The following is a 23,698-nucleotide window of genomic DNA, read 5'->3' as shown; positions in this document are numbered from 1 at the left end:
GACGGGCGTCCCTTGGTGACTGGGGAAGTGCGACCAAGGGACGCCCGCGGGCTCAGGTCTGCTTCTCGGGGTGGTAGTCGGCCTCGTCCACGCCGAACGTCCAGGCGACGCCCGCGCGCGCTGTGCGGGTGCCGGGCGGGACGCGCAGATAGTAGGTGCGGTACGTCCCGTCAGGTTCGGGGGTGGAATTGACCACCTCGACCATGACCACCGGCTCGTCGCCGGGCAGGTCGATGGACCACAGGACGCCCGTCTCGTCCCGGTGCAGGGGACGCGCGCCCGTCTCGGCCAGGTACCGGTCGTATCCGAAGATCTCCAGCATGACCCGGCGCAGTTCGGCGTTCGCCTCCGCCGAGATCCGGTCGGGCGTCAGCCCCGTCAGCGAGGCCACGAAGTCGGGCGGGATGGGCATGCCGCGCCAGGCGTGCAGCGCGAACCCGTCCGGGTAGGCGAGAGCGGGGCCGTCGCCGCGGTGCAGCCGCCCGGGCTCGTCGCGGTGCAGCTCGCTCGGACGTTCCGACAGGATCACCAGCCGCTCGTACGGCCACCACCAGCCGGCCGACCGGGCGACCTCGGCAAGGCCCGCGAGAGGGCCCTCCAGCCGCCCGAGCGACTCGAACAGCGCCAGCCACGGCGCGTCGTGCTGGCCGAGTACGGCGTCGAGCGTGGCGGCGCGCAGCAGGGACGCCACCTGCTCCTGATCCGGCGCGGGGCGCTCGTTCCCGGCCGCGAGCGACCCGGCGTGGGCCTGCTCGCCGATGGCCGCGCGCACCCGCGTGACCAGCGACTGGACCTGGCCCCACAGGAGGCCGCCCGTCTCGGCCCACGTGCGCGGCCACTGCTCCGGCCCCTGTTCGGAGCAGGCCGCCGCACGCATCGCCTCCCACGGGCGGGTGCGGACGTCCGCGAGGACGCTCCCGCCCGCCGGCCCTTCACCGAGGTCGGCGCGGGCCTGCTCGACCAGCTCGTCCAGCCCCGCCGCCTTCAGCGCGTCGCCGTGCCCCGCCAGGACGGCCGCCGCGACGGCGCCGCGCGCGGGGGAGGGGACCCACACGTACCGTTCAGGGGCGGCCAGGCCCGCGGAGGCGTAGGCGGAGGCGACCCCCGCCTCGGCCTGGGCGCGGTCGGCGGGGCCGGTGCCGAACGCCGCCGCCTGCCAGTCGCCGACCACGAAATGGGTTTCGCGCAAGGTTCCGGTGACCATCCCGCCGCCTCAGTCCGCCACGACGCGCACGGCGCCGGGCACGTACTCGCGCTGGCGGACCACCCGGTACCACCCCTTGGGCAGCGTGATCGCCGCGTGCTCCTCATGCACCAGCCGCCCGCCGGACGGCAGGTGCAGATGGTCCGGGGCGAGCGGGTCGGGGGTGCGCAGCAGCGAGCCCGGCGCGGTCAGCGCGTGCGCGTGCCCGGTGGCCTCTCCGAGGGCCAGCACCATGCGTCCCCGGCCGTCGCGCGGAGCGGACGGCAGGTCGCGCACGGACCGCGGGACCGCCTCCTCGGACACGGGCAGGATCAGGATGTCTCCCTGTCGGTACATGCCGCGAACGTAACGTCCGCCACCGACAGAACGAGGGCTCAGAAACCGCGCGTACGGCGGGCCGCGGGACGGGCCCACCGTCCGGACGCGCCGAGGCCGACGCGCTGGAACGCGCGGACCAGCTCACCACCGAGGTTCACGCCGGCGCCCAAGGCCAGCGCCACGGACACGGCCCCGATGAGGCTCAGCACACCCGTGTTCGGGGAGCCCGTGTTGAGTTCCACCATGCTGCGGTACAGCGCGGTCCCGGGCAGCAGAGGGCCGATGGCCGGGACCACGTAGGGCATGACGGGTTGCTGGTTTCTTCGCGCCAGCCAGTTCGCCGCGACACCGACGACCGTCGCCGCCACCGCCGCCGCCAGCACCGGGGGGACGTTCCACCCGCGCGACAGGACGTACAGCACCCAGATGAGCGCACCGCCCAAGGCCGCCGCCAGCAGGACCTGCTTGGGCGCGGCAAGGGAGATCGCGAACGTCACGGAGATCGCCGCCGCCGCGATCACCGCGACCGGCCGCAACTCCGCCGCCGGCGTGGGCAGATGCTTGACGTCGATGGGGACGTTCAAATTGACCGCGAGGTAGACCACCGCGCCGAGCCCGGCGACGATCGCGGCGATCATGAAGAAGACCTCCAGGACCCGCGCCCCGGCGCTCACCAGGTCGCCGGTGATGCCGTCCTGAATGCTCGCGACCAGGGGGCGTCCCGGCAGCAGCGCCAGGATCGCGCCCGTGACGATGGTGGAGGCGTCCTTCGGATTGCCCAGGGCCACCACGATGACCGCGGCTCCCGCTCCTATCGCGGCGGCGACCGTCAGCTGGAAGAACTCCGCGATGCCGCGCCGCGCCAGCGCCGCGGCGGTGCGGTCGCCGAGCACCGTCGCGATGAACGCGGTCGTCGCGACGAGCGGCCCACCACCGGACAGCACACTGCCCGACGCGGCGATGAGGCCCAGCGACACGACCATCAGCCACGCCGGATAGGGCGCGCGCCCGCTCTTGATCCCCGCGAGGCGCTTGTGCGCGTCGTCCAGTTCCAACATGCCGATGGAGGCGTCCTGGACGAGATCATGCAGCGCCGTAAGGCGCCAGTAGGCCGGGGTACGGCGCCGGATGGCCCGCGTCCCCGTCATCGGCGGCGCACCCTTGCCCGGGTGGGCCGACACCAGAAGGCTCGTCAGCGTGACCTGGACCTCGCACCGGGGAAGCTCATAGGCCACGGCCAGGCTGAGCATCGCCTCGTTGACGCGCTCGGTGGTCTCGCCGCTCGCCAGCAGCAGTTCACCGACGCGCAGGACGAGATCGACCGCACGCGGGTCGACGACCTCACCGGGCTCTTCCTCTGGCGGTTCCGGGGGATGCCCGTCCATCAGGACCTGCCAGGTCCGCCGCAATCGTTCGGCAGCGCGCATTGCCCCCGCTGTGTTCCTTCCCCGCCGTCACCTGATCTTGACCAGCAGGCTACCCACGCACTCGCGGCCGCAACGCCCCGGCTCCCACCCGCCTTTTCCACAGAACGCGTTTTTGGTGCGGTGTCTTCCGCGGCGCTGGTACCAAGGACACATGAGCACTTCAGACGGGCTCCGGGACGATGCCGAGCGCTGCCTGCGCGCCCTCGCCGGCGACCACGCGCGGCTCCGCGACGACCAGTGGACGGCGATCAGCGCGCTCGTCGTCGACCGGCGCCGCGCCCTGGTCGTGCAGCGCACCGGGTGGGGCAAGTCGGCGGTGTACTTCGTGGCGACCCGGCTGCTCCGCGAGCGCGGCGCCGGCCCCACTGTGATCGTCTCGCCGCTGCTGGCGCTGATGCGCAACCAGATCGAGGCCGCCGACCGGGCCGGCATCCACGCCCGCACGATCAACTCGTCCAACACCGGCGACTGGGAGCAGATCTTCGCCGAGGTCGAGGCGGGCGCGGTCGACGTGCTGCTCGTCAGCCCCGAACGGCTCAACAACCCCGACTTCCGCGATCTCGTCCTGCCGAAGCTCGCCGCCGGGGCCGGGCTGGTCGTGGTCGACGAGGCGCACTGCATCTCCGACTGGGGCCACGACTTCCGCCCCGACTACCGGCGGCTGCGCACCCTGCTCGCCGAGCTGCCGCCCGGCATCCCCGTCCTCGCCACCACCGCGACCGCCAACGCCCGCGTCACCCAGGACGTCGCCGAGCAGCTCGCCGGCGACGACGCCCTCGTCCTGCGCGGCCCGCTGGAACGCGAGTCGCTGCACCTCGCCGTCGCCGCGCTCCCCACCGCCGAGCAGCGCATCGCCTGGCTCGGCGAGCACCTCGCCGACCTGCCCGGCTCCGGCATCATCTACACGCTCACCGTCGCCGCCGCCCACGAGATCACCGGCTACCTCCGCGACCGGGGGCACGAGGTCGCCGCCTACTCCGGCCAGACCGAGCAGGCCGAACGCCTCCAGGCCGAGCAGGACCTCCAGGACAACAAGCTCAAGGCCCTCGTCGCGACCAGCGCCCTCGGCATGGGCTTCGACAAGCCCGACCTCGGCTTCATCGTCCACATGGGCGCGCCGCAGTCCCCGGTGGCGTACTACCAGCAGATCGGCCGCGCGGGCCGCGGCGTCGACCGCGCCGAGGTCATCCTCCTCCCCGGCCGGGAGGACCGCGACATCTGGGCCTACTTCGCCAGCCTGGCGTTCCCTCCGGAGCAGACGGTCCGCACCACCCTGGAGGTCCTCGACTCGGCCGACCGCCCGCTCTCCACCGGCGCCCTCGAACCGATGGTCGACCTCACCCGGGCCCGCCTGGAGATGATGCTCAAGGTCCTCGACGTGGACGGCGCGGCCCGCCGCGTCAAGGGCGGCTGGACGTCCACCGGCCGGCCCTGGAGCTACGACCGCGAACGCTACGAGCGCGTCACCGCCGAGCGCCGCCGCGAGCAGCAGGCGATGCTCGACTACATCTCCACCACGGGCTGCCGCGAGGAGTACCTCCGCCGCCAGCTCGACGACCCGGCCGCCGCCCCCTGCGGCCGCTGCGACAACTGCACCGGCCGCCACTGGCCCACCGACGTCGCCCAGGAGAGCGCGACCCGCGCCCGCGACCGCCTGCACCGCCCCGGCGTCGACATCGCCCCCCGCCGCATGTGGCCCACCGGCCTCAAGGACGACCTCGGCGTGTCCGGCCGCATCAAGGCCGACCTCCAGGCCGAGACGGGCCGCGCCCTCGGCCGCCTCACCGACATCGGCTGGGGCAACCGCCTCCGCGACCTGTTCGCCGCCGACGACACCGACGTCCCCGCCGACCTGGTCGACGCCGTCGTCAAGGTCCTCGCCGCCTGGGACTGGGGCACCCGCCCCACCGGCGTCGTCACGATCGGCTCCCGCTCCCGCCCCCGCCTGGTCACCACGTTCGGCCGCCGCATAGCCGAGATAGGCCGCCTCCCGTATCTGGGCGAACTGACCCCGCTCGGTGACCCAGGCCCCCGACGCCACAACAGCGCCCAACGCCTCCACCAGGTCTGGCAGAGCCTGGCCGTCCCGGTGCCCCTCACCGAGGCCCTCCAAGACAACCCCGGCCACATCCTCCTGGTAGACGACCGCATAGAAACCGGCTGGACGATGACCGTCGCCACCCGTCTCCTCAAGGAGGAGGGCGCCCAATCAGTCCTCCCCCTGACCCTCGCCACCCCCTCCTAACCCACCCACCCCCTCCTAACCCACCCACGGCATCGCACGCGGCACGCCCACGCCTGCCGCCGCCACCGGGCGGAGCGACGGGAACGCCCACGCGGCCCGGGCGGCGCGCCCGCGGCCGGATCGGGCCACCGGGGACGGACATCAGAAGCGCTCGCCCGCCTCGATGACGGGGTCACGGTGAAGGCCCGCCGAACCATGAGAATCGCCGGTGTGGTGCCTGGGGTGGGGTTGGTCTCCCTCTCAGGGGGCGGGCGCGGGTTACCCGTGCAGGACGATGCGCGTGCGACACCGTGCCGTCCAGGCTGCCGTGCATGAAGTTGATCTCGAAGGGCAGCGGGATACTGGTGGCCGGGGTCGCCGCGGTGGTGGCGAGTGGGCTGGTCGCCGTGCCGGCGGGACGTGCCGGGACGCCTCAGCGGACGGCGGAGAACGCGTCGGCCGGGTGCGTGCCGGTGCCGGGTGCGGTGTGCGGGACGGTGCGGGTTCCGCTGGTGCGGGCCCGCCCCGGGCTGGGGGACATCACCGTGGCCTACGCGTTGATCAAGCACCGCGACACGTCCCGGCCCGCCAGGGGAACCGTGACCATCAATCCGGGCGGCCCCGGCGATTCCGCGATCGCGTCCGCCTCCACGTACGCCCGCATGTTCGGCGGGCTGCTGCAGGATCATGACCTGCTGCTCGTCGATCCGCGCGGGGTCAACCGGTCCGACCCGGTCAGTTGCGGCGCGCTCAGTTCGCTGCCCGCGACACGCGAGGAGTTCGTGCGGGCGGTCGGCGAGTGCGGCCGGACGCTGGGCGCCGGGGCGCGCGGCTACACCTCCGCCGAGATCGCCGATGACATCGACGCCGTCCGCGCGGAGCTGGGCATCGCGCGGCTGGACTTGATCGGGGAGTCCTACGGCACCTACCTGATGACGGTCTACGCGAAACGGCACCCCGAGCGGGTGCGCTCGCTCGTGCTCTCCAGCGCCTACCCGCTCGCCGTGGACATGTGGGGACGTCCCAACGCGCAGGCGGCCCGCCGGGCGCTGCGGCTGGTCTGCGAACGCAGCGCCGGCGCCTGCGACGGCGACCGGGTGCTCCGCGACACCGCACGGCTCGCCCAGCGGCTCCGCACCCGGCCCGTCTCCTACACGCTGGGCGGACAGCGGCGGCGGCTCGACGACACCGCACTGGCCTCGATCGTCTACGGGCTGGCCAAGACGGCGCCCGCCGGCCTCGGCGACGTCCCCGCGATGGTCAGCAGCGCACTGCGCTCCGACACCGCGATGCTGATCGACGCCGCCCAGAAGACGGCCCCGCTGAGCGGGTCCTCACTGCGTCAGGACGACCCGCAGCCCTTCAACCCCGAACTGGCGGCGACGGTGGTCTGCAACGACTACCCGACGCTGTGGGACCGCGGAGCGCCGACCCCCCTTCGGCTCCGGCAGTTCGCGGCCGGGCGCGCCGCACTGCCCGAGCGCGACTACTGGCCGTTCGGAAAGCGGGCCTGGACCAGCATGAGCTACGACCAGGGCAACACCTGCGTCCGCTGGCCCGACCGGCACGGCCCGGGCCAGCCGACCGGCGGGCCGTTCCCCGACGTCCCCGTCCTCGTGACCTCAGGTGATCTGGACGCCAACACTCCGACCGAGACGGGGCGGCAGGCCGCACGCCAGTTCCGCCGCGCCGCGGTCGTGGAGGTGCCCAACGTCGGCCACGTGCCCGAACACGAGCCCAGCGGCTGCGTGGCCGGGATCCAGACCGGATTCGTCCGTGACCTGCGAGTCCCCGACACCTCCTGTCTGGCCGAGATCCCGCCCGCCCCGGTACGCCGGGGGTGACGGGTCAGGGGGTGTAGCGGGTCTGGGTGAAGGTGCCCTTGGTGAAGGCGAAGATCTTGGTCGGCTGCACGGCCAGGACGAGGGCTTCGCCCGCCTGGTGGACGAAGCCGGTGTCGGCCACCTCGTACTGCCACTGGCCGGTCCACTTGGTGGTCCAGACGGCGGCGAGGCGTTCGAGGGTGGGGCGGTCCGTGACGCGCCGGGCCTCGCCTTCGACCATGACGTCGAGGCCCTGCGTCCAGTCGTTGCAGCCGGTCGTGAGGACGACGTGGGGGTTGTGCGAGAGGTTCACCGCCTTCTGCTCCTCCGGCCCCGTGCAGAAGTGGAGGGCGTCGTCGAGCCAGACCGCCACCAGGGGCGTGACGTGCGGGCGGCCGTCGGCGTGGACGGTCGTGATCCAGAAGAGCTGCGCCGTTTCGAGGGCTTTGAGCGTGGTGGCCCAGGGGGTCGCCTGGGCGGCGGGGTCACTGAAGCGCTCGTCGAGCTGCGGTGTCGGGTTCTGCATGGTCATTCGCTCCCATCGATGGTGTCGCAGATGATGTGGTCGATGCGCGTCAGCGCCGTCAGGTCGGGGGTGAAGCGGTTGCGCATCACCGCGACGGCCACGCCCGTGTCGATGTCGGCGTAGGCGGCCGAGCCGTTCATGCCCGGCATGCCGAACGTCGATCCGGGGCGGGGGCGGGCGGGACGGTAGTCGCTGAAGCCGAACGCCCAGGTCGCCGGCATGTCCATGACCTCGTCCATGCCGTCGACGTGGACGGCCGCCATGTCGGCCAGGCGGGCGGGGGAGACCAGGTCGACGCCGTCGACGTGGCCCAGGAGGGCGGCGTAGACGCGGGCCGCGCCGCGGGCCGTCATCGTGCCGGCGGACGGGATGTCCGAAGTGAGAACGTCCGGGCGGTTGGCGTATGCGGCGTCGGGTCTGATGCCCGGTGGGAGTGACCGGTCGGCCGGGGCCGGGCCCGGTGGCGGTTCCGTCGGCGGTTCCTGGTGGGCGACGCGGGGCAGGTGCGCGGTGGGGACTCCGAAGTGCACGTCGTCCCCGACGCCGAGCGGCCGCGTGACGGCCTCGTGCAGCCACCAGGTCAGGGTGCGCCCGGTGGCGCGCCGTACGATCTCGCCGAGCAGGAACCCGAACGTCTGCGCGTGGTAGCCGAAGCGGGTGCCGGGCTCCCACCACGGTTCGGACGCGGCCAGCACCGCGCACATGTGGTCCCAGTCGCACAGATCCTCGACCGTGGTGTCGTACGGGGGCGCGGGCACGCCCGCGGTGTGGAGCAGGACGTGGCGGAGCGTCGTCTCGCCCTTGCCGTGGGCCGCGTACTCCGGCCAGACGTCGGCCGCGCGCATGTCGTAGGTGAGTTCGCCGCGTTCCACGAGCACGTGGGCCACCGCCGACGCCACGCCCTTGGCGGTGGAAGCGGCGTAGAAGAGCGTGTCGGGTGTCACCGGGCGCTCAGGGGCGGCCATGCCCGCGACGACGTCGGCGACCGTCCGTCCGTTGTGGACGACCGCGACCTGCAGGCCCACCTCGGCGCCGGACGCCACCAGATCATCGGCCGCGTCTTGGAGTCTCTCCTGGAGGGACGTCATCGGACGCCCGCGCGGGGGGCACCGCTCACGGGCCGGCCCGGCGGCGGGAGCACCGTTGCCGCACGCGGCGGTATGGCGAGGCATTCGCGGGGCATGGGCGCGGGCTCCTTCGGTCGGGATCGGGCGTCACGGTTCTCGCGGCGTCCATACAGACCTTCGTGCCCCCGCTGATTCATCGGTCGCACGGACGGTGACTCGGCCGTACCGTCCGCACGCTGGGCTGATCTCACCGTCCCGGCCCGGAGAGCTACCCGAGCGTGCCCTGCCGACAGCCGTTGCGAGCGGGGCGCGCGCGGTGGGTCCGGTGATCGTGGGCCGCCCGCGCGCCCCCGTGGGCGCGGGCGGGACGATCGGACCGGCCCGTGCGCGCGGCCCCGCGCACGGGCCGGCGTCCGGCCCCGGCGCCGCGGCGGAGAAGGGCCGCGGCGAACGGGAGTCGGGTCGCCGGGCGGCGGCCCCGGTGGCCGGCACCACCGGGGCGCGCCCGGAACGCCGCCGTCCGGTCGGGACGAGGGACGGCGGCGGGGAGCGGCTCGAAAGAAAGTGTCCTAGAGGTCAGAAAACTCTGTCCAGCTGTTTGCAAGAACATCTTTAGATAAGTTCAGTGGGAAATGTCATCAGTTCCCGCCCAGCTGGCCGCATGGCCATTTGTCGTCGGACCGGTGGAACAGGTAGTAATGTCCCTCACCGTGTCACCGACCCTCGACGCCCTCCTGGACGGTCCGTCCGGGCTGCTCGACATGACGTTCGACCAGCTGCGGACGCTCCTGGTGGTGCATGAGACCGGGTCCGCGCTGCGGGCCGCGCGGGTGCTGGGGCGCGAGCAGTCCAGCGTCCAGAAGCAGCTCGACATACTGAACCGCAACAGCCAGAACCTCTGCGGCGAGGTGCTGACGGTCCGCCAGGGGCGCGGCAAGGACTTCCTGTTCACCCCCACCGGCGAGGCCACCGTCGAACTGGCGCGCATGACGTTCGACAAGTGGCTGGAGTCCATTCACCTGAGCCGGCGCAGGCTGGGGCGGATGCTGACCGTCGGCACCACCGAGTTCACCCTGCCGATCGTGTCCCGGGCCTGGAACCGGGTGTCGGAGGAGTTCCGGCAGCGGGAGGTGGAGTTCAAGGTCGCCCACGTCCGCACGAAGGACGTGTGGTCGCGGCTGGAGAACCGGCAGGTCGACCTCGTCTGCGGGAGCATCGTCAGCACCCCCGAGGGCGATCTGCGGCTGAAGGAGTACGAGGTCATCGAGTACGCGCGGGGCCAGGCGCTGCTGCTGACCAACCTGCCGGAGAGCGAGCTGCCGGACGGGCCCGTCGAGACCAGCGCGCTCGGGCGCGTCCCGCTGGTGGTGCCGCCGGCCGGGCTGGTCGCCGACCTGCTCGCCACCTGGTACGGGCCGCACTACCGCGACCGCCTCAACGTCGTCGCCGACATCGACGACGTCCACTACGGGCTGTCGCTGCTGCGGTCCGGGTTCGTCCGCGGCTGCATGATCGTCACCGGGTCGATCGGGCGGGGCATGGCCGCGCAGGACGATCCCGACGCGGTGCCGCTGCGCGCCATCGGGCTGCACGACGACCTGGAGCCCAAGGCCGAGCTGATGACGGGCGCGTTCGTCCGCCGCGCCGACCTGGAGCGCTACGGGCCGGGGCACCCCCTCAACCGCCTCTGGGCGGCGGTCAAGGAGGACGTCCGCACCTACACCCCGCTCGCCTGACCCCTACTTGATCTGGTTGTCGACCACGTCGAGGGTCGGGCGGGCGCCGAGGTGCTTCATCGCGCGGGCGGCGAGCCGGCAGCCGGCGGTGAGCGCGTCGGCGGGCTGCTTGCCGTCCAGCCAGGGCGGCAGGAACCCGGCGACGAACGCGTCCCCGGCGCCGGTGCCGTCGATGATCTTCTCGACGGGTTCGGCGGCGACGGTGACGGGCTCGGGCCGGCCGTTGGTGTACCAGAGGGCGCCGTCGGAGCCGTTCTTGATGACGACCTGCGGATACCAGGCGGTCAGCACCTTGGCGGCCTGCTCCGGCGTGTCGCGGCCGGTGAGGATCTCGGCCTCTTTGGCGTTGACGACCAGCAGCCGCGCGCCCTGCGTCCACTCCAGGAACGGCTCGGCGCCCATCCGCTTGAGCGGGGAGGACGACCCGCCGTCCACCGAGACGGACATCTGCGCCTTGCGGGCGAGGTCCAGGGTGTGGATGGCGGCCTTCCGGGAGCCCTCGTTGATCAGCGAGTAGCCCGACAGGTGCAGGTGCGTGCCCTGGTTGAACAGGTCTTTGCAGCGCTCGATGTCCTCGGGGAGGAGCGCGCCGTTGGCACCGGGATCGGACAGCATCGTCCGGTCGCCTTTGTGCGTGACCATGACCACGCAGGTGCCGGTGGGACGCTCCTGGTCCATGACGAGGCGGGCGTCGACGCCGTACCCCATCATCTCCATGTCCCGGTTCCGGCCCGCGATGTCGGAGCCGCGGCGGCCGACGAACGCGACCTCGACCCCTTCCAGGGCGAGCCAGGCCGCCACGTTGGCGCCGGAGCCGCCCCCGTGGGTCGTTACAGCGGCGGGCGTGTCGCTCCCCTTCGCCAGGGGATACGCGGCACGCGCCACGGTGTCTGTCATGAGATCGCCGACCACGACCACGCGCGTCATGGAGTCATCACCTCGATCAACACGGCCCGCGCGAGCGGCAAGTCTGGACGTGTGCTCGACCGTAACAGCTCCGGAGCCCCGATTAGGTCTCGAACGCGCAGCGAAACGCGGGGAAGACCGTTTTTCCCGGCGCGGCCCCAGGAGCGTCCGTGCCTTACCCTCGGGTACGTGACCGAGCGTTACCCGGATCAGTGGGAGGCCGACGTCGTGCTCAGCGACGGCGGGACGGCCCACCTGCGTCCCATCCGGCCAGATGACGCCGACCTCCTGCGCTCCTTCCACGAGCGGCTGTCCCCGGAGTCGATCTACTACCGGTTCTTCTCGCCGCGCCCGCACCTGTCGGACCGCGACGTCGAACATTTCACGACCGTGGACCACGACCGGCGTGTCGCGCTGATCGCCACGATCGCGGGGGTGATGGTGGCGGTCGTCCGCTATGACCGGCTCGGCGACCGGCCGGAGACCGCGGAGGTCGCGTTCCTCGTGGAGGACGCGCACCAGGGCCGCGGCCTCGGCGCGGTGCTGCTGGAGCACATCGCGGCGGCGGCGCGGGAGCGGGGCGTGCGCCGGTTCGTGGCGAGCGTGCTGCCCGACAACCGCCGGATGACGCGGGTGTTCCGGGAGGCGGGCTACCGGGCGGAGCAGCGGTTCGAGGAGGGCGTGATCGAGCTCGTCCTCGACCTGGAGCCGACCGACACCTCCCTGGAGGTCATGACGGCCCGCGAGCACCGGGCGGAGTCGCGCTCGATCCAGCGGCTGCTGTTCCCCGGGTCGGTGGCGGTGATCGGGGCGAGCCGCGCGGAGCACAGCGTGGGGCAGACCGTCCTGCGCAACCTGCTCGCCGGGGACTTCAGCGGGCCGGTGTACCCGGTGCATCCGACGGCGGTCGCCGTGGCGGGGGTGCGCGCGTACGCGTCCGTCCTGGACATCCCCGACGATGTGGATCTCGCGGTCGTCGCCGTCCGTGCCGACAGCGTCCACGGGGTCGTGGAGCAGTGCGCGGCCAAGGGCGTGCGGGGCCTGGTCGTGGTCTCGTCCGGCTTCGGTGAGGTCGGCGAGGAGGGGCGCGCCAACCAGAAGGAGCTCGTCAGCCTCGCGCGCGCGTATGGAATGCGCGTCGTGGGCCCCAACTGCCTGGGCATCGCCAACACCGACACGGATGTGCGGCTCAACGCGACCTTGGCGCCGACCATGCCGGGACGCGGGCCGGTCGGCTTCTTCTCCCAGTCCGGTGCGCTCGGCATCGCCATCTTGCAGCGGACGGCCGAACGCGGCCTCGGCCTGTCCACCTTCGTGTCCGCGGGCAACAGGGCGGACGTCTCCGGCAACGACCTCATGCAGTACTGGGAGGAGGACCCGGCGACCAAGGCCGTCCTGCTGTACCTGGAGTCGCTGGGCAACCCCCGCAAGTTCGCGCGGCTGGCGCGCCGACTGGGCCGCCGCAAGCCGATCGTCGCGGTGAAGAGCGGCCGCAGCACCCAGGGCGTCCCGCTGGGGCACGCGGCGCGCGCGCTCACGCTGCCCGACCACGCGGTCAGCGCGCTGTTCGAGCAGGCCGGCGTCATCCGGGTCGAGGACCTCGCCGAGCTGTTCGACGTCGCGCAGGTGCTGGCCTACCAGCCGCTCCCCGCCGGGGACCGCATCGCGATCATCGACAACTCCAACTCGCTCGGGCTGCTCGCGCAGGACGAGGCGGTGGCGCACGGCCTGCAGGTCAGGCCGCGCATCGACCTCGGCCCCGGCGCGGACGCCGACGACTACGAGGCCGCCCTCGCCGCCGCGCTCGACGACGACACGGTGGACGCGGTCGTGGCGCTGTTCACCCCGCCGACGATCGGCGGCTACGACGTGCGCGTCCCGGAGAAGATGCTCCGGCTCGCCGCCGGCGCCGGCAAACCCGTCGTCGCGACCTACCTGGGCACCGAGGGCATGCCCGCCGAACTGCGCGTCCCCGGCCCGGACGGGATGCCCGCCGAAGGCTCGGTGCCGTCCTACACCTCGCCTGAGGACGCCGTTCGCGCCCTCGCGTACGTAATCAGGTACGCGCAGTGGCGGCGTCGCCCCGCTGGCCGCATGCCGGTGTTCGAGGACGTGGACCGCGACCGCGCCCGCGTCCTCGTCGCGGAATGGCTCGGCGACGGCGGCCCGGTGGACGTCCCGGCGAAGAAGGCGGCGGAGCTGCTCGCCTGCTACGGCATCGAGGTCGCCGAGGGCGGTCACGGCGTGCCGACCCGCATCGTCGTCCGGGAGGACCGCTCGTTCGGCGCGCTGATCTCGTTCGGCATCGCCGACGAGACCGCCGAGCTGCTCGACGACCGCGCCTACCGGCTGTCCCCGCTCGCGGACGTGGACGCCGCGGAGATGATCCGCGCGATCCGCACGGCGCCGCTGCTGCTCGGCCACCGGGGCGCCGAACCCGTGGACGTCAAGGCCCTCGAACGGCTGCTGCTGCGCGCGTCGCGCCTCGGCTACGACCTCCCCGAGGTGGCGCGCCTGGAGCTGGACCCCGTCATGGTGGACGGCCACGGCGTCACGGTGCGCGCGGTGAAGCTGACGCTGGAACGCCCCCTCGGCCCCCGCGCCGAAATGGGCCCCCGCCGCCTCTGAGGCGCGGCCCGCTAGCCCGGTGGGCCGGGCGGACGCGGCTCCGGAGTCGGCGGGACGGGGTCTGGCTCGGGCCCCGGCGGGATCGGCTCCGGCGGCGGCGCCGGGGGCGTCGGCTCCGGCGCAGGACCGGGCGGCGTGGGCTCCGGCGGCGGCCCCGGCGGGACCGGTTCGGGCGACGGGCCGGGCGGAACGGGCCCGGGCGGCCGCGGCGGCGGGCCCGGGTAGGGGCCGGGCGGCGGTTCGGGAGGCACCGGGGGCTCCGGCGTGGGGGCCGGGTCCGGGGTGGGCGGCGGCACCGGCGGCGGGGTCGGCAGTGGATGCTCGTCCATGCCCCCCACCTACCCCGCGGGGGCGCGAATGACCGCGCGGCGGGCCGTCATGTGCGCGTCCGCCACGGACAGGGCAGGATGGGGCCATGAGGGAAACCCGAGCGACCGCCAACGGGTTGCGCACGGCGATCGAGCGCAGCGGTTACTACCCGGCCCTGGTCGCGGACGCGGTCGAGTCGGCCGTCGGTGACGAGCCCGTCGTCGCCTACGTCGTGCACCACGAGGCGACCTTCGACCCGGCGATGGAGGTGCGGCGGCATGTGACCGTGCTCGTGCTGTCCGCGACCCGGCTGCTGGTGTGCCACACCGACGAGCATCCGCCCGGCGAGGGCATGGCCCAGCCGCACGCGTCCACCACCACCGAGGCCGTCAAGCTGGAGCGCGTCCAGTCGGTCGCGGTGACGCGGGTCGTCCCGGACCCGGCGTCCTACGTGCCGGGCGTGCCGCCCACCGAGGTCGTGCTGACCATCGGCTGGGGCGCGATCGCCCACATCGACCTCGAACCCGCCACCTGCGGCGACGAGAACTGCGAGGCCGACCACGGCTACACCGGCAGCGTCACCGCCGACGACCTGTCCCTGCGGGTCAGCGAGGCGGCCGACGGCGCGGACGCCGTCACCCAGGTCCTGGCCTTCGCCGAGGAACTCTCGGCTGCGACCGCCCGGTGACCGGAGTGGAGCGCCAGCGGAACGTAGGGAGCCGGGCGGTCTGCTTTTGCGGGGGGTGTGGGGGGTCGCCCCCCACGGGGAGGATTGCCCGGTGACCGGAGTGAAATACCAGCGGAACGTAGGGAGCCGGGCGGTCTGCTTTTGCGGGGGGTGTGGGGGGTCGCCCCCCACGGGGAGGGTCGCTCGGTGATGGAGGTTCCTGTACCTCGGTATGGGGCCGGGGCGCTTTCTGATCTTCCCGGGTCGGTGCTGGCGGCGCTCGGCGTTCCGGGTGCGGTGAACGTGCTGGGGCTGCCCGAGTTGCCGCGCGCGTGCGTTCTGCTCGTGGACGGGCTCGGCTGGGAGCAGCTCAGGGAGCATCCGGACGAGGCCCCCTTCCTGAACGCGATGGACGGCGGCCCGATCACGGCCGGGTTCCCGGCGACGACCGTCACCAGCCTGGCGTCGCTGGCGACGGGGGCGCCGCCCGGCGGGCACGGGCTGCTGGGCCTGCAGGTGGCGGTGCCCGGCACCGGCCGGCTGCTGAACTGCCTGCACTGGAAGGACGACGACCCGGATCCGGCGGCGTTCCAGCCCGTCCCGACCGCCTATGAGCGGGCGGGGGCGGACGGCGTCGAGGTCGGCTACATCTCGCTGCGCCAGCACAAGCGGTCGGGGTTGAGCCGGGCGACCGCCCGCGGCGCCGAGTACCTGTCCGCCGAGGGCCTCGGGCAGCTCGTCGGGCGCGCCGAGGCGGCGCTGCGCCGCGGTGACCGCGCCTACGTCACCGCCTACCACGCCGACCTGGACGGGACCGGCCACCGCTTCGGCGTCGGGTCCGCCGACTGGCGGCACCAGCTGCGGTTCGTGGACGTGCTCGCCCAGCGGATCGCGGCGGTCCTGCCGCCGGGTGCGGCCCTGTACGTGACGGCCGACCACGGCATGGTCGACCCGTCCGAGCGGGTGGACGTCGACACCGTCCCCGAGTTGCAGGACGGCGTCGCGCTCCTCGGCGGGGACGCCCGCGCCCGGTACGTCTACAGCGAGCCCGGCGCCCACGACGACGTACTCGCCGCCTGGACGGCCCTGCTCGGCGACCGCGCCTGGGTCGTGCCGCGCGAGCAGGCCGTGGCGGACGGCTGGTTCGGCCCCCTCGGCGACGGCATGCGCGAGCGCATCGGCGACGTGATCGCCGTCCCGCGCACCGATCTCGCGATCGTCGCGTCCGAGCGGGAGCCGTGGCTGAACCGGATGGTCGGCATGCACGGCTCCCTCGTCCCGGCGGAGCAGCTCGTGCCGCTGCTCGCCACGTCCCGTCCCTGACACACAGCGGATATGAGATGAACCAGGATTCGCCCCTCCCTAATCAGGGCATTTACGCGCAAACTGGCCGTGTGCACCCTCTCATCGAAGTGCCCGCGCTGGACCGGCTGCTCCGGCGGCAGGCGCCCGTGGTCCTGCTGGACGTCCGATGGCATCTGGCGGGTCCGCCGGGGATCGAGTCCTACCGCAAGGGGCACCTGCCGGGCGCCGTGTTCGTCGACCTCGACCGCGACGTGGCGGGCCCGCCGGGGAACGGCGGCCGGCACCCCCTTCCCGAGCCCGCCGTCTTCGAGGCGGCCATGCGCCGCGCGGGCGTGTCGCACGACAGCCTGGTCGTGGTGTACGACGACGCCGACTCCACCTCCGCCGCCCGCGTCTGGTGGTCGCTGCGCTACTTCGGGCACGACCGGGTGCGCGTCCTGGACGGCGGCTACCGCGCTTGGACGGAGGCGGGCCACCGGCTGAGCACGGCCGAACCCGAGGTGAAGCCGGGCGACTTCATCGCGAACCCGGGGCGGCTGCCCGTGCTGGACGCGGAGGGCGCCGCCGAGCTGGCGAAGGCGGGGGTCCTGCTCGACGCGCGCGCCGCCGAGCGCTACCGCGGCGAGCAGGAGCCGATCGACCCGGTCGCGGGTCACATTCCGGGGGCCCGGAACGCTCCGACGTCCGGAAACGTCGGCGTGGACGGCCGTTTCCTGCCGCCCGGGCTGCTGCGCGAGCGCTTCGCCCAACTCGGCGCCACCGACGCCCTCGACGTCGGCGCCTACTGCGGTTCCGGGGTGACCGCCGCCCACGAGATCCTCGCCCTCAACCTCGCCGGCATCCCCGCGGCCCTCTACGTCGGCTCCTGGTCGGACTGGGTGAGCGACCCGTCCAATCCCGTCGCGACCGGCGACGCCTGACCCGGCTCTTACCACCCTCTCACCCCGCGCCCATCGCCAGGAAACCGGTGGTGGCCGGGGTGCGGGGGAGCGCGGCGAGGGCCTCGGCGGGGCGGCGGCCGGACGCCACGGCCGCGTGGAAGGCCGCCATGAACTCCGGGGTCGCCTCGTCGCGGACGGGGGTGACGCTGGCGATCACCGTGGCGGTACCGAGGGCGAGGAGCGCGCCGGCCATGCCGAGGACGGCGTCGCCCTCGCCGGCGCGGCCGATGTCGCAGGCCGACAGCACGACCAGGTGCGGCGCGTCAGCGAGGTCGTCGAGGTCGTGCACCATCAGCGGGCCGTCGGCGAGCCGCAGCCGCGAGAACAGGGCATTGCTCTCGCGGAACTCGCCGTGCGCGGCGATGTGGGCGAGGGACGCGCCGTCCAGGGCGTCCCGGACGGCCTCCGCGCGCGCTTGCACACCCGTCAGGACGCGCGCCTGAGGGTGGAGCCGCTGGAGCGCGGCGACCTCCCGTTCGGCGTGGCGCAGATCGGGACCCGCGATCAGGACGGCGTGCCCGTCGGGAGGAGCCGCCGCATGGGCCTGGAGCCAAGCGCTCGCGGACGGGACGACCGTGAAGGGCCGCCCGGCCAGTGACGGCAGCGCCGCCCACGGCAGGCCGTGCAGGGCGCCGGTCGGGGCGATGACGAGGTCGCGGTCGCCGATGACGGGGCCCAGCGGGTCGAGCAGGAGCCGGTCGAGGCGCTCCGCCCCGCCGGTGAGGGTCGCGAGGGCCTGCGGGTCGTCCCGTTCGGCGAGGCGGCGCGCGGCGAACCGGAGGAGGCCGGTCTCGCGGTCGACGCCCTCGCACGGCCCGAGGGGGTGGCGGCGCGGCAGCCCGTCCGCGACGGTGACGGCGTGCAGCTCGCCGCCGGTCGCGACCAGCTCGACGAGGACCCGGTCGCCCAGCGCCGCGGCGATCTCGGCGGGCTCGGCGGTGCGGGGCGGCGCGGCCCCGGACGGGCGGCACCGCGTCCGCGACCGGATCCGCGCCTCCAGCACCCCCAGGTCCGGCGCGAGCGCGGACGGCCCGCCGCCGCGCGCGGTGTCGGCCGTGTGGCCGCTGCTCAGCGCGCGGAGCGCGGCCAGCGCGGCGGCGCGCTCGGGGTCGGCGGGCGGACGGACCCGCACCGGGCGCGCGATCGCCCGGCGCCGCTCCTCCACGGCGAGCAGTTCCGCCGCCGAACGGGCCAGGGCGAGGCCCAGCTCGGCCAGCTCGGCGGCGAACCCGGCCGCGCGGGCGCGCAGGTCGAGCGCGCCGAGCACCTCCGCGTGCTCCTCGGTCACCCGCAGCCCCGCGTTGACGGCGGCCACGGCGCCCTCTCGGTCGTGCCGCGCGGCACGTTCGAGGGCGAGGGCGTGCCAGGCGGCGATCTGGGTGGACGCACGCCCCCGCGAACGCCCGACGGAGGACAGCAGGTGCCCGGCGGGCCTGCCCAGCTCCAGCGCGACACGCGCCGCCACGATGCGGGCCTCGTCCGCGGCGTCGGACCAGCCGCCGCCCTCCAGCCGCTCGGCCGTCGCCGCCGCCGAACGGAGCAGGACCGGGGAACGTTCACCGCACGCCCATCTGGCCCTGAGCAAGGCGTGCTCGGCCAGGAGCATCCATCCTGTGCGCTCCTGCTCGGCGAACATGGTGCGGGCGTGCTCGGCTGCGGCGGTGGCGTCCTCCGGGTTGCCGCCGGCCAATTCGGCGTGGGCGAGGAGCAGAAAACCGTCCGCGACATCGCACCCGTACCCGTTCGCCATGGCCGCCTCCAAGGCGGCGGTCAGGACGGGACGCGCCTCATCCGCCAGGCCCGCCATGATGAGGGTCTCCGCCTGGTCGAACCGGCACTGCGCCAGACGTTCACCGGTCAGGCCCGGTTCGGCCTCTGCGAAGAGGCGAAGCGCGCGCGGGGCGTCTCCACGCCGCGATACCGCGAAGGCCAGGTTGCCCTTCGACATCGCCGTCTGATGGCACAGCCCAGCGGCCTCACCCACGGCGACGGCCTCTGCCAGAGCCTGTTCAGCACCGTCGTAGTCACCGCGAAAGGCGCACGCCAGACCCAGATTGGTGAGGAGGCCGTTCAACGCGGCCGCGTCATTGCCTTCGCGTAACCGGGGCAGGGCGGCCTCGGCCACCGCATGGGCCTCGTCCAGCCGTCCGGCCCGAGCCAGGGCGCATGCCCTGTTCGCGGCGAGCCTGTCAGCGTCACGGCCGTGCAGAACGGGTTGCGCCTCGTCCGCGCGGGCGAGGGCCTCGTTGACGTCGCCGCGCGCCGTGAGCAGGCCGACGAGGTTCATCCGCACCTGTGCGGCCGTGTAGCCCTCGGCGAGGCGCAGGGCGCGGTCCAGGTGGGCGATGCCCTCGTCCAGCCGCCCCAGCTCCTTGGCCGCCAGCCCCGCCACCCGCAGCGCGAGGACATCGCCGCCGTCGTCGTCCAGCAGCTCCCGCGCCCGCGCCCACGCGGTCGCCGGGTCCGTCCCCGCCAACGCCAGCAGCGCGCTCTCGTCCCGCCCGGTCACAGATGGATCCAGCTCGTCACGATCGAGGAGCCGTCCTCCAGCCGGAACACGAGGCTGACCAGCCCCTCCGGGACGCGCGGGACGCAGAACAGCCCGGCCGGCTCGGTCCGCGCGCTGATCCCGCCCGGCGGCAGGTCGCGGTGCCGGACCTCGACCAGCGCCGCCGCGGACGGGACGAGCCGCCCGCTGATCTCCCGCTCCCGGCCCTGCTCGGCCACCTCGATCTCCACCTCCCGGCCGGGGCAGCTGAACGTCAGCGTCCGGCACGCCCCGCCGCGCACCCCGGCCGCCGTCCGGCCGCTGCGGTCGTGCGCCAGCTCCGCCAGCGCCGCGGCCGGGAGCCGCCACGCGATCGACGCGCGCGCCGCCGCCAGCACGTCCGCGGGCACGGGGTCCAGGACCTCGAAGGCGTCCCGGACCCCGGACATCAGCTCGTCGTCGTTCACGGGACGAGCCTCCGCAGCGCCTCCAGGCAGCGCGCCCGCGTCGGCGCCACGCTGCCGACCGGGATGCCGAGCGCGGCGGCCAGCTCGGCGTGGCTCGGCGCCAGCGCGAACAGCCGCAGCAGCGTCCGGCAGCGGCGCGGCAGCGTGTCGAGCGCGGCGCCGACCCGGCCGAGCCGGTCGCGGTCGGCGACGACCCGCTCGGGGCCCGGCTCCGGCCGCCGGGGCGCCGGCACCAGCGGCACGTCGCGGCTCCTGCGCCGCACCAGCCGCAGGCTCTCGTTCCGCGCCGTGGTGGCCAGCCAGCAGCCGGTGGCCGCCGGGTCCCGCAACCCGTCGATCCGCTCCACCAGCCGCAGCCACGTCGTCTGCACCACGTCGCCCGCGTCGGCGTCGTTCAATCCGTGCGAGCGGGCGATCGACCACAGCAGCGCGCTGTGCCGCTCGACCAGCCGGGCCCACGCGTCACCGTCGCCGCCGCGCGCCCGGACCACCAGCTCGTCCGTTCCGTCCTTATGGGCCACCGAAGTCTCCTTCCGAGGCCCCCCGCTTATTGCTGACCCTATGCCATCGAACGCTGACTGTCAGTATCATTTTGCGACCCGATGACGACGCCCAGGCCCGCGCGGACCGGATGCGCCGCCGGATCGAGCACGCGGTCGGCCGCCGCGACCGCGCCGACGCCCTCCGCCCCCGGGACCGCGCGCCCCTGCCGGGCACGCCCGCCGCGAGCATGGCCGCGACCTCGCACACGTCCACCTTCGCGGGGGCGCGCAGCCGCAGCCGGGAGACGCCGTACTCGTCGTGCCGTGCGTCGGACCAGCGCCGGAGGACGTTCTCGGCCGCGCCGGCGTCCCGCCCGGCGACGAGGATCTCGTCCCGGCGGATCAGGGCCGGACGGCCTGGCAGCGGCTCCACCACCACCGCGCCGGGATGCCGGACGAGCACCCGCTCGATCCGCGCCTGCTGGTCGAACATCCGTCCTCGCTTTCGCCCTCGCGGCCCCGCGGTCATGGTGCCGGATCATCGACGCACCGTCACCGGAAACGAACGGAAAGTGCCTGGCGGTGAAGGGCGTCGCGGTGGTCGGCGACGGCCCCACCGGGTTGCGTGCTTTCGTCGCGGACCGCCCGCCGAGGGCCTACCCTTGTCGCGCGGACCCGGTGAACGGCGCGCATCGTGCGGTCAAGCGTTCGATAAACAAGGAACTCACGGTGGTGCCAGACGGGCCGATGATGCACAATGAGGGACGCGGACGCCGACTTGGGACGTACGAGGCCGTAGGGGAAGACGAGCCTCGGTACAGATCCAGGAGGTCCGGTGACCGCACGTGGCGTCTTTTACGTCCACTCCGCGCCGCCTGCGCTGAGCCCGCACATCGAGTGGGCCGCCGCAGGTGTTCTCGGTGTGCCCGTTTCCCTTGAGTGGGCAGATCAGGCGGCCGCGCCGGGAACGCTGCGCGCGGAGCTGCATTGGGAGGGCAGGCCCGGTACCGCCGCGGGCATCACCTCGGCGCTGCGCAATTGGAAGCTCGTGCGGTTCGAGGCCACCGAGGACCCCACGCCCGGCACCGACGGCGTGCGGTTCAGCTTCACGCCGTCCCTCGGGGTCTTCTCCGGCGTCATCGGGGCCAACGGCGACATCCTCGTCCCCGAGGACCGGCTCCGCGCCGTGATGGCCAACGCGGCGGTCGGCAAGACCACGCTGGAGCACGAGCTCGACCGCCTCCTCGGCACGCCGTGGGACAACGAGCTGGAGCCCTTCCGCCGGGCCGGCGACGGCGCCCCCGTCCGCTGGCTGCACGCCGCCGTCTGAGCCCCGCCGGTCCGCGCGCCGCGCCCGGCGCGTGGCCGGCCGGGGCGTGCCCGCCCCGCGACGCGCACGCCCCCACGCCGGTGAACGACCACCGCGCTGATGGCCACCGCTACCGGCGGGTGGGCGGGCGTGCCGGCCGAGGGCTTGGGACGGGAACGGCCCGGTGAGCCGCGAGGCTCGCCGGGCCGTTCCCGTGCGCGGGTGTCAGAGGGCGCGCTGGAAGGCGACCGACACGTTGTGGCCGCCGAAGCCGAACGAGTTGTTCAGCGCCGCCGCCGGGCCGTCGGAGATCTTGCGCGGCTCGTCCCGGACGATGTCCAGGTCGGCCTCGTCGTCGAGCTCCTCCAGGTTCGCGACGAAGGGGATGAGCCCCTCCTTCAGCGCGAGGACGGTGAACACCGACTCCAGGGCGCCGGCGCCGCCGAGCAGGTGCCCGGTCATCGACTTGGTGGCGGTGACGGCCACCTGGCGGGCGGCGTCCTCGCCGAGGCCCGCCTTGATGGAGGCGAGCTCGGCCACGTCGCCGGCGGGGGTGGAGGTGGCGTGCGCGTTGATGTGCACGATGTCGGCGGGCTCCAGCCCCGCGTCCTTCAGCGCGCGCTGCATGGCCTTCGCCTGCCCGGCGCCGCTCGGGTCGGGCAGGACGATGTCGTAGGCGTCGCCGGAGTAGCCGCAGCCGGCGGCGATGCCGAGGACGCGGGCGCCGCGGGCGCGGGCGTGCTCCTCCGACTCCAGGATCAGCACCGCGGCGCCCTCGCCGAGGACGAACCCGTCGCGGTTCTTGTCGTAGGGGCGGGACGCGCGCTCCGGCGCCTCGTTGCGGGTCGACATCGCGCGCATGGCCCCGAACGAGGCCATCTGCAGCGGGTGTATGCACGACTCGGTGCCGCCGCAGATCACCACGTCGGCGCGGCCCGCGCGGATCATGTCGATGGCGTAGCCGACGGCCTCGCCGCTGGACGCGCAGGCGCTGACCAGGGCGTGCGAGCCGGCCATCGCGCCGAACTCGATGCCGACGTGCCCGGAGGCGCCGTTCGGCATCAGCATCGGGACGGTGAAGGGCGAGACCCGCGACCAGCCCTTCTCGCGGTAGACGTCATAGCTGTTGAGGGCGGTGTGCAGGCCGCCGATGCCGCTGGAGAACACGACGCCGAGGCGCTCGCCGTCGACGGTGTAGCCGCCGTCCACGCCGGCCTTCTCCATGCCCTTCTGCGGCTTGCCGCCGGTCGACGGCGCGAACCCGGCGTCGGCCCACGCCTCGCGCGCGGAGATCAGCGCGATCGCCTGGTTGCGGTCGAGGCGGCGCATCGCCTGCTTCGGCAGGACCTCGTCCGGCTGGACCTTCAGCGTCGCCGCGAACTGGACCGGCAGCTGATCGACGCCCTCCCAGTCCAGTCTCCGGACCCCGGATTCTCCGGCGAGCAGGGCGGACCAGGTCGACGGCAGGTCTCCGCCGAGTGGGGTCGTTGCACCGAGACCGGTCACCACGACTCTGGTCTGGCTCTTGCTCATACTGGGTGCTCCTTGCGGACTGGGAGGGGAGAAGGGCGGGCGCGCCGCCTTCCGGCCGGGCCGGCGGCGCGCCGTCCCGAGGTGCTAGCTCTGCAGGTTCTGGACGAAGTTGACGACGTCCTTGACCGTCTTCAGGTTGCGCAGCTCGTCGTCCGGGATCTCGACGCCGAACTGGTCCTGCGCGGCCACGGCGATCTCCACCATCGACAGCGAGTCGATGTCGAGGTCGTCGATGAAGTTCTTCTCGGGGGTCACCTCGGCCTTGTCGATGCCGACGATGTCGTCGATGATCTCGGCGAGGCCGGTCAGGATCTGCTCTTCGGTGGCGACTGCCATGG

The 23,698-nt window shown here is 73.8% G+C and carries 20 protein-coding genes; 8 read left to right on the top strand and 12 right to left on the bottom strand.

All coding sequences use genetic code 11. The features are described from left to right. Positions 1 to 52: 52 nt before the first annotated feature. The 3 genes from AB0K34_RS18710 to AB0K34_RS18700 are packed head-to-tail and all read right to left on the bottom strand — an operon-like array spanning position 53 to position 2,949. Positions 53 to 1,204, bottom strand: coding sequence for a DUF6745 domain-containing protein (locus tag AB0K34_RS18710; protein ID WP_364549932.1), 1,152 nt, complete (start codon positions 1,202 to 1,204; stop codon positions 53 to 55). 9 nt (positions 1,205 to 1,213) lie between these two features. Continuing rightward, positions 1,214 to 1,540, bottom strand: a complete 327-nt coding sequence (locus AB0K34_RS18705) for a hypothetical protein (protein ID WP_138638634.1) — start codon at positions 1,538 to 1,540, stop codon at positions 1,214 to 1,216. Between the two features lie 38 nt (positions 1,541 to 1,578). After that, positions 1,579 to 2,949 (bottom strand): threonine/serine exporter family protein, encoded by a 1,371-nt coding sequence (locus tag AB0K34_RS18700; RefSeq protein WP_240808072.1) that lies wholly within the window; start codon positions 2,947 to 2,949, stop codon positions 1,579 to 1,581. A 151-nt stretch (positions 2,950 to 3,100) separates the two neighbouring features. Between AB0K34_RS18700 and AB0K34_RS18695 the strand changes: the two genes are divergently transcribed. Continuing rightward, positions 3,101 to 5,194, top strand: coding sequence for a RecQ family ATP-dependent DNA helicase (locus AB0K34_RS18695; protein WP_364549930.1), 2,094 nt, complete (start codon positions 3,101 to 3,103; stop codon positions 5,192 to 5,194). Between the two features lie 311 nt (positions 5,195 to 5,505). Next, on the top strand, positions 5,506 to 7,017 hold the full coding sequence (locus AB0K34_RS18690) for an alpha/beta fold hydrolase (protein WP_364549928.1): 1,512 nt from the start codon (positions 5,506 to 5,508) through the stop codon (positions 7,015 to 7,017). Positions 7,018 to 7,021: 4 nt separating this feature from the next. Here the strand turns inward: AB0K34_RS18690 and AB0K34_RS18685 are convergent, their stop codons facing one another. Next, the gene (locus tag AB0K34_RS18685) at positions 7,022 to 7,528 is read right to left on the bottom strand and encodes a pyridoxamine 5'-phosphate oxidase family protein (RefSeq protein ID WP_364549926.1); all 507 of its coding nucleotides are present in this window, start codon (positions 7,526 to 7,528) and stop codon (positions 7,022 to 7,024) included. Next, entirely contained in the window at positions 7,525 to 8,610 is a 1,086-nt protein-coding gene (locus AB0K34_RS18680) for a serine hydrolase domain-containing protein (protein WP_364549924.1), read from the bottom strand. The genes AB0K34_RS18685 and AB0K34_RS18680 overlap by 4 nt, the downstream gene beginning before the upstream one ends. Positions 8,611 to 9,299: 689 nt before the next feature. Between AB0K34_RS18680 and AB0K34_RS18675 the strand changes: the two genes are divergently transcribed. Next, positions 9,300 to 10,325, top strand: coding sequence for a LysR family transcriptional regulator (locus tag AB0K34_RS18675; protein WP_205719696.1), 1,026 nt, complete (start codon positions 9,300 to 9,302; stop codon positions 10,323 to 10,325). 3 nt (positions 10,326 to 10,328) lie between these two features. On the opposite strand, the gene AB0K34_RS18670 is transcribed toward AB0K34_RS18675, so the two are convergent. Then, the gene (locus tag AB0K34_RS18670) at positions 10,329 to 11,252 is read right to left on the bottom strand and encodes a carbohydrate kinase family protein (RefSeq protein ID WP_138641624.1); all 924 of its coding nucleotides are present in this window, start codon (positions 11,250 to 11,252) and stop codon (positions 10,329 to 10,331) included. Between the two features lie 168 nt (positions 11,253 to 11,420). On the opposite strand from AB0K34_RS18670, the gene AB0K34_RS18665 reads away from it, so the two are divergent. From AB0K34_RS18665 to AB0K34_RS18650, 4 genes are all read left to right on the top strand, one after another. Further along, the gene (locus tag AB0K34_RS18665; RefSeq protein ID WP_364549921.1) at positions 11,421 to 13,859 is read left to right on the top strand and encodes a GNAT family N-acetyltransferase; all 2,439 of its coding nucleotides are present in this window, start codon (positions 11,421 to 11,423) and stop codon (positions 13,857 to 13,859) included. Positions 13,860 to 14,274: 415 nt separating this feature from the next. Continuing rightward, positions 14,275 to 14,856 carry a DUF5998 family protein gene (locus AB0K34_RS18660; protein WP_301177027.1) on the top strand — a complete coding sequence of 194 codons (582 nt, stop codon included), beginning with the start codon at positions 14,275 to 14,277 and terminating at the stop codon, positions 14,854 to 14,856. A 189-nt stretch (positions 14,857 to 15,045) separates the two neighbouring features. Beyond that, positions 15,046 to 16,158, top strand: coding sequence for a nucleotide pyrophosphatase/phosphodiesterase family protein (locus tag AB0K34_RS18655; protein ID WP_364549919.1), 1,113 nt, complete (start codon positions 15,046 to 15,048; stop codon positions 16,156 to 16,158). A 71-nt stretch (positions 16,159 to 16,229) separates the two neighbouring features. After that, positions 16,230 to 17,060, top strand: coding sequence for a sulfurtransferase (locus tag AB0K34_RS18650; RefSeq protein ID WP_301177026.1), 831 nt, complete (start codon positions 16,230 to 16,232; stop codon positions 17,058 to 17,060). A 19-nt stretch (positions 17,061 to 17,079) separates the two neighbouring features. On the opposite strand, the gene AB0K34_RS18645 is transcribed toward AB0K34_RS18650, so the two are convergent. From AB0K34_RS18645 to AB0K34_RS18630, 4 genes are read right to left on the bottom strand one after another with little or no spacing between them, the layout of a single operon-like run. Continuing rightward, on the bottom strand, positions 17,080 to 19,590 hold the full coding sequence (locus tag AB0K34_RS18645) for a CHAT domain-containing tetratricopeptide repeat protein (protein ID WP_364549917.1): 2,511 nt from the start codon (positions 19,588 to 19,590) through the stop codon (positions 17,080 to 17,082). Beyond that, positions 19,587 to 20,036: a hypothetical protein gene (locus AB0K34_RS18640; RefSeq protein WP_138637220.1), complete on the bottom strand. Its 450-nt coding sequence runs from the start codon at positions 20,034 to 20,036 to the stop codon at positions 19,587 to 19,589. The genes AB0K34_RS18645 and AB0K34_RS18640 overlap by 4 nt, the downstream gene beginning before the upstream one ends. Continuing rightward, positions 20,033 to 20,557, bottom strand: a complete 525-nt coding sequence (locus tag AB0K34_RS18635; RefSeq protein WP_138637218.1) for a sigma-70 family RNA polymerase sigma factor — start codon at positions 20,555 to 20,557, stop codon at positions 20,033 to 20,035. The genes AB0K34_RS18640 and AB0K34_RS18635 overlap by 4 nt, the downstream gene beginning before the upstream one ends. Beyond that, positions 20,547 to 21,011, bottom strand: coding sequence for a hypothetical protein (locus tag AB0K34_RS18630; protein ID WP_364549915.1), 465 nt, complete (start codon positions 21,009 to 21,011; stop codon positions 20,547 to 20,549). The genes AB0K34_RS18635 and AB0K34_RS18630 overlap by 11 nt, the downstream gene beginning before the upstream one ends. A 342-nt stretch (positions 21,012 to 21,353) precedes the next feature. Between AB0K34_RS18630 and AB0K34_RS18625 the strand changes: the two genes are divergently transcribed. Then, entirely contained in the window at positions 21,354 to 21,848 is a 495-nt protein-coding gene (locus tag AB0K34_RS18625; protein ID WP_138637214.1) for a DUF3145 domain-containing protein, read from the top strand. 204 nt (positions 21,849 to 22,052) lie between these two features. Here AB0K34_RS18625 and AB0K34_RS18620 read toward each other — a convergent pair whose 3' ends face one another. Continuing rightward, positions 22,053 to 23,360: a beta-ketoacyl-[acyl-carrier-protein] synthase family protein gene (locus AB0K34_RS18620; RefSeq protein WP_138637212.1), complete on the bottom strand. Its 1,308-nt coding sequence runs from the start codon at positions 23,358 to 23,360 to the stop codon at positions 22,053 to 22,055. A gap of 84 nt (positions 23,361 to 23,444) precedes the next feature. After that, positions 23,445 to 23,696 carry an acyl carrier protein gene (locus AB0K34_RS18615; protein WP_138637210.1) on the bottom strand — a complete coding sequence of 84 codons (252 nt, stop codon included), beginning with the start codon at positions 23,694 to 23,696 and terminating at the stop codon, positions 23,445 to 23,447. Positions 23,697 to 23,698 lie beyond the last annotated feature (2 nt).

Source organism: Actinomadura sp. NPDC049382, from assembly GCF_040677125.1.
Classification (GTDB): Bacteria; Actinomycetota; Actinomycetes; order Streptosporangiales; family Streptosporangiaceae; genus Spirillospora; species Spirillospora geliboluensis.
Note: the sequence above shows the minus strand (reverse complement) of the source record. Positions and strands in the feature narration are given on the sequence as shown.

Coding starts and splice junctions, on each gene's coding strand:
- AB0K34_RS18710 (WP_364549932.1), bottom strand. CDS start 1,204: ATGGTCACCGGAACCTTGCGCGAAACCCATTTCGTGGTCGGCGACTGG.
- AB0K34_RS18705 (WP_138638634.1), bottom strand. CDS start 1,540: ATGTACCGACAGGGAGACATCCTGATCCTGCCCGTGTCCGAGGAGGCG.
- AB0K34_RS18700 (WP_240808072.1), bottom strand. CDS start 2,949: ATGCGCGCTGCCGAACGATTGCGGCGGACCTGGCAGGTCCTGATGGAC.
- AB0K34_RS18695 (WP_364549930.1), top strand. CDS start 3,101: ATGAGCACTTCAGACGGGCTCCGGGACGATGCCGAGCGCTGCCTGCGC.
- AB0K34_RS18690 (WP_364549928.1), top strand. CDS start 5,506: ATGAAGTTGATCTCGAAGGGCAGCGGGATACTGGTGGCCGGGGTCGCC.
- AB0K34_RS18685 (WP_364549926.1), bottom strand. CDS start 7,528: ATGACCATGCAGAACCCGACACCGCAGCTCGACGAGCGCTTCAGTGAC.
- AB0K34_RS18680 (WP_364549924.1), bottom strand. CDS start 8,610: ATGACGTCCCTCCAGGAGAGACTCCAAGACGCGGCCGATGATCTGGTG.
- AB0K34_RS18670 (WP_138641624.1), bottom strand. CDS start 11,252: ATGACGCGCGTGGTCGTGGTCGGCGATCTCATGACAGACACCGTGGCG.
- AB0K34_RS18660 (WP_301177027.1), top strand. CDS start 14,275: ATGAGGGAAACCCGAGCGACCGCCAACGGGTTGCGCACGGCGATCGAG.
- AB0K34_RS18655 (WP_364549919.1), top strand. CDS start 15,046: ATGGAGGTTCCTGTACCTCGGTATGGGGCCGGGGCGCTTTCTGATCTT.
- AB0K34_RS18630 (WP_364549915.1), bottom strand. CDS start 21,011: ATGTTCGACCAGCAGGCGCGGATCGAGCGGGTGCTCGTCCGGCATCCC.
- AB0K34_RS18620 (WP_138637212.1), bottom strand. CDS start 23,360: ATGAGCAAGAGCCAGACCAGAGTCGTGGTGACCGGTCTCGGTGCAACG.
- AB0K34_RS18615 (WP_138637210.1), bottom strand. CDS start 23,696: ATGGCAGTCGCCACCGAAGAGCAGATCCTGACCGGCCTCGCCGAGATC.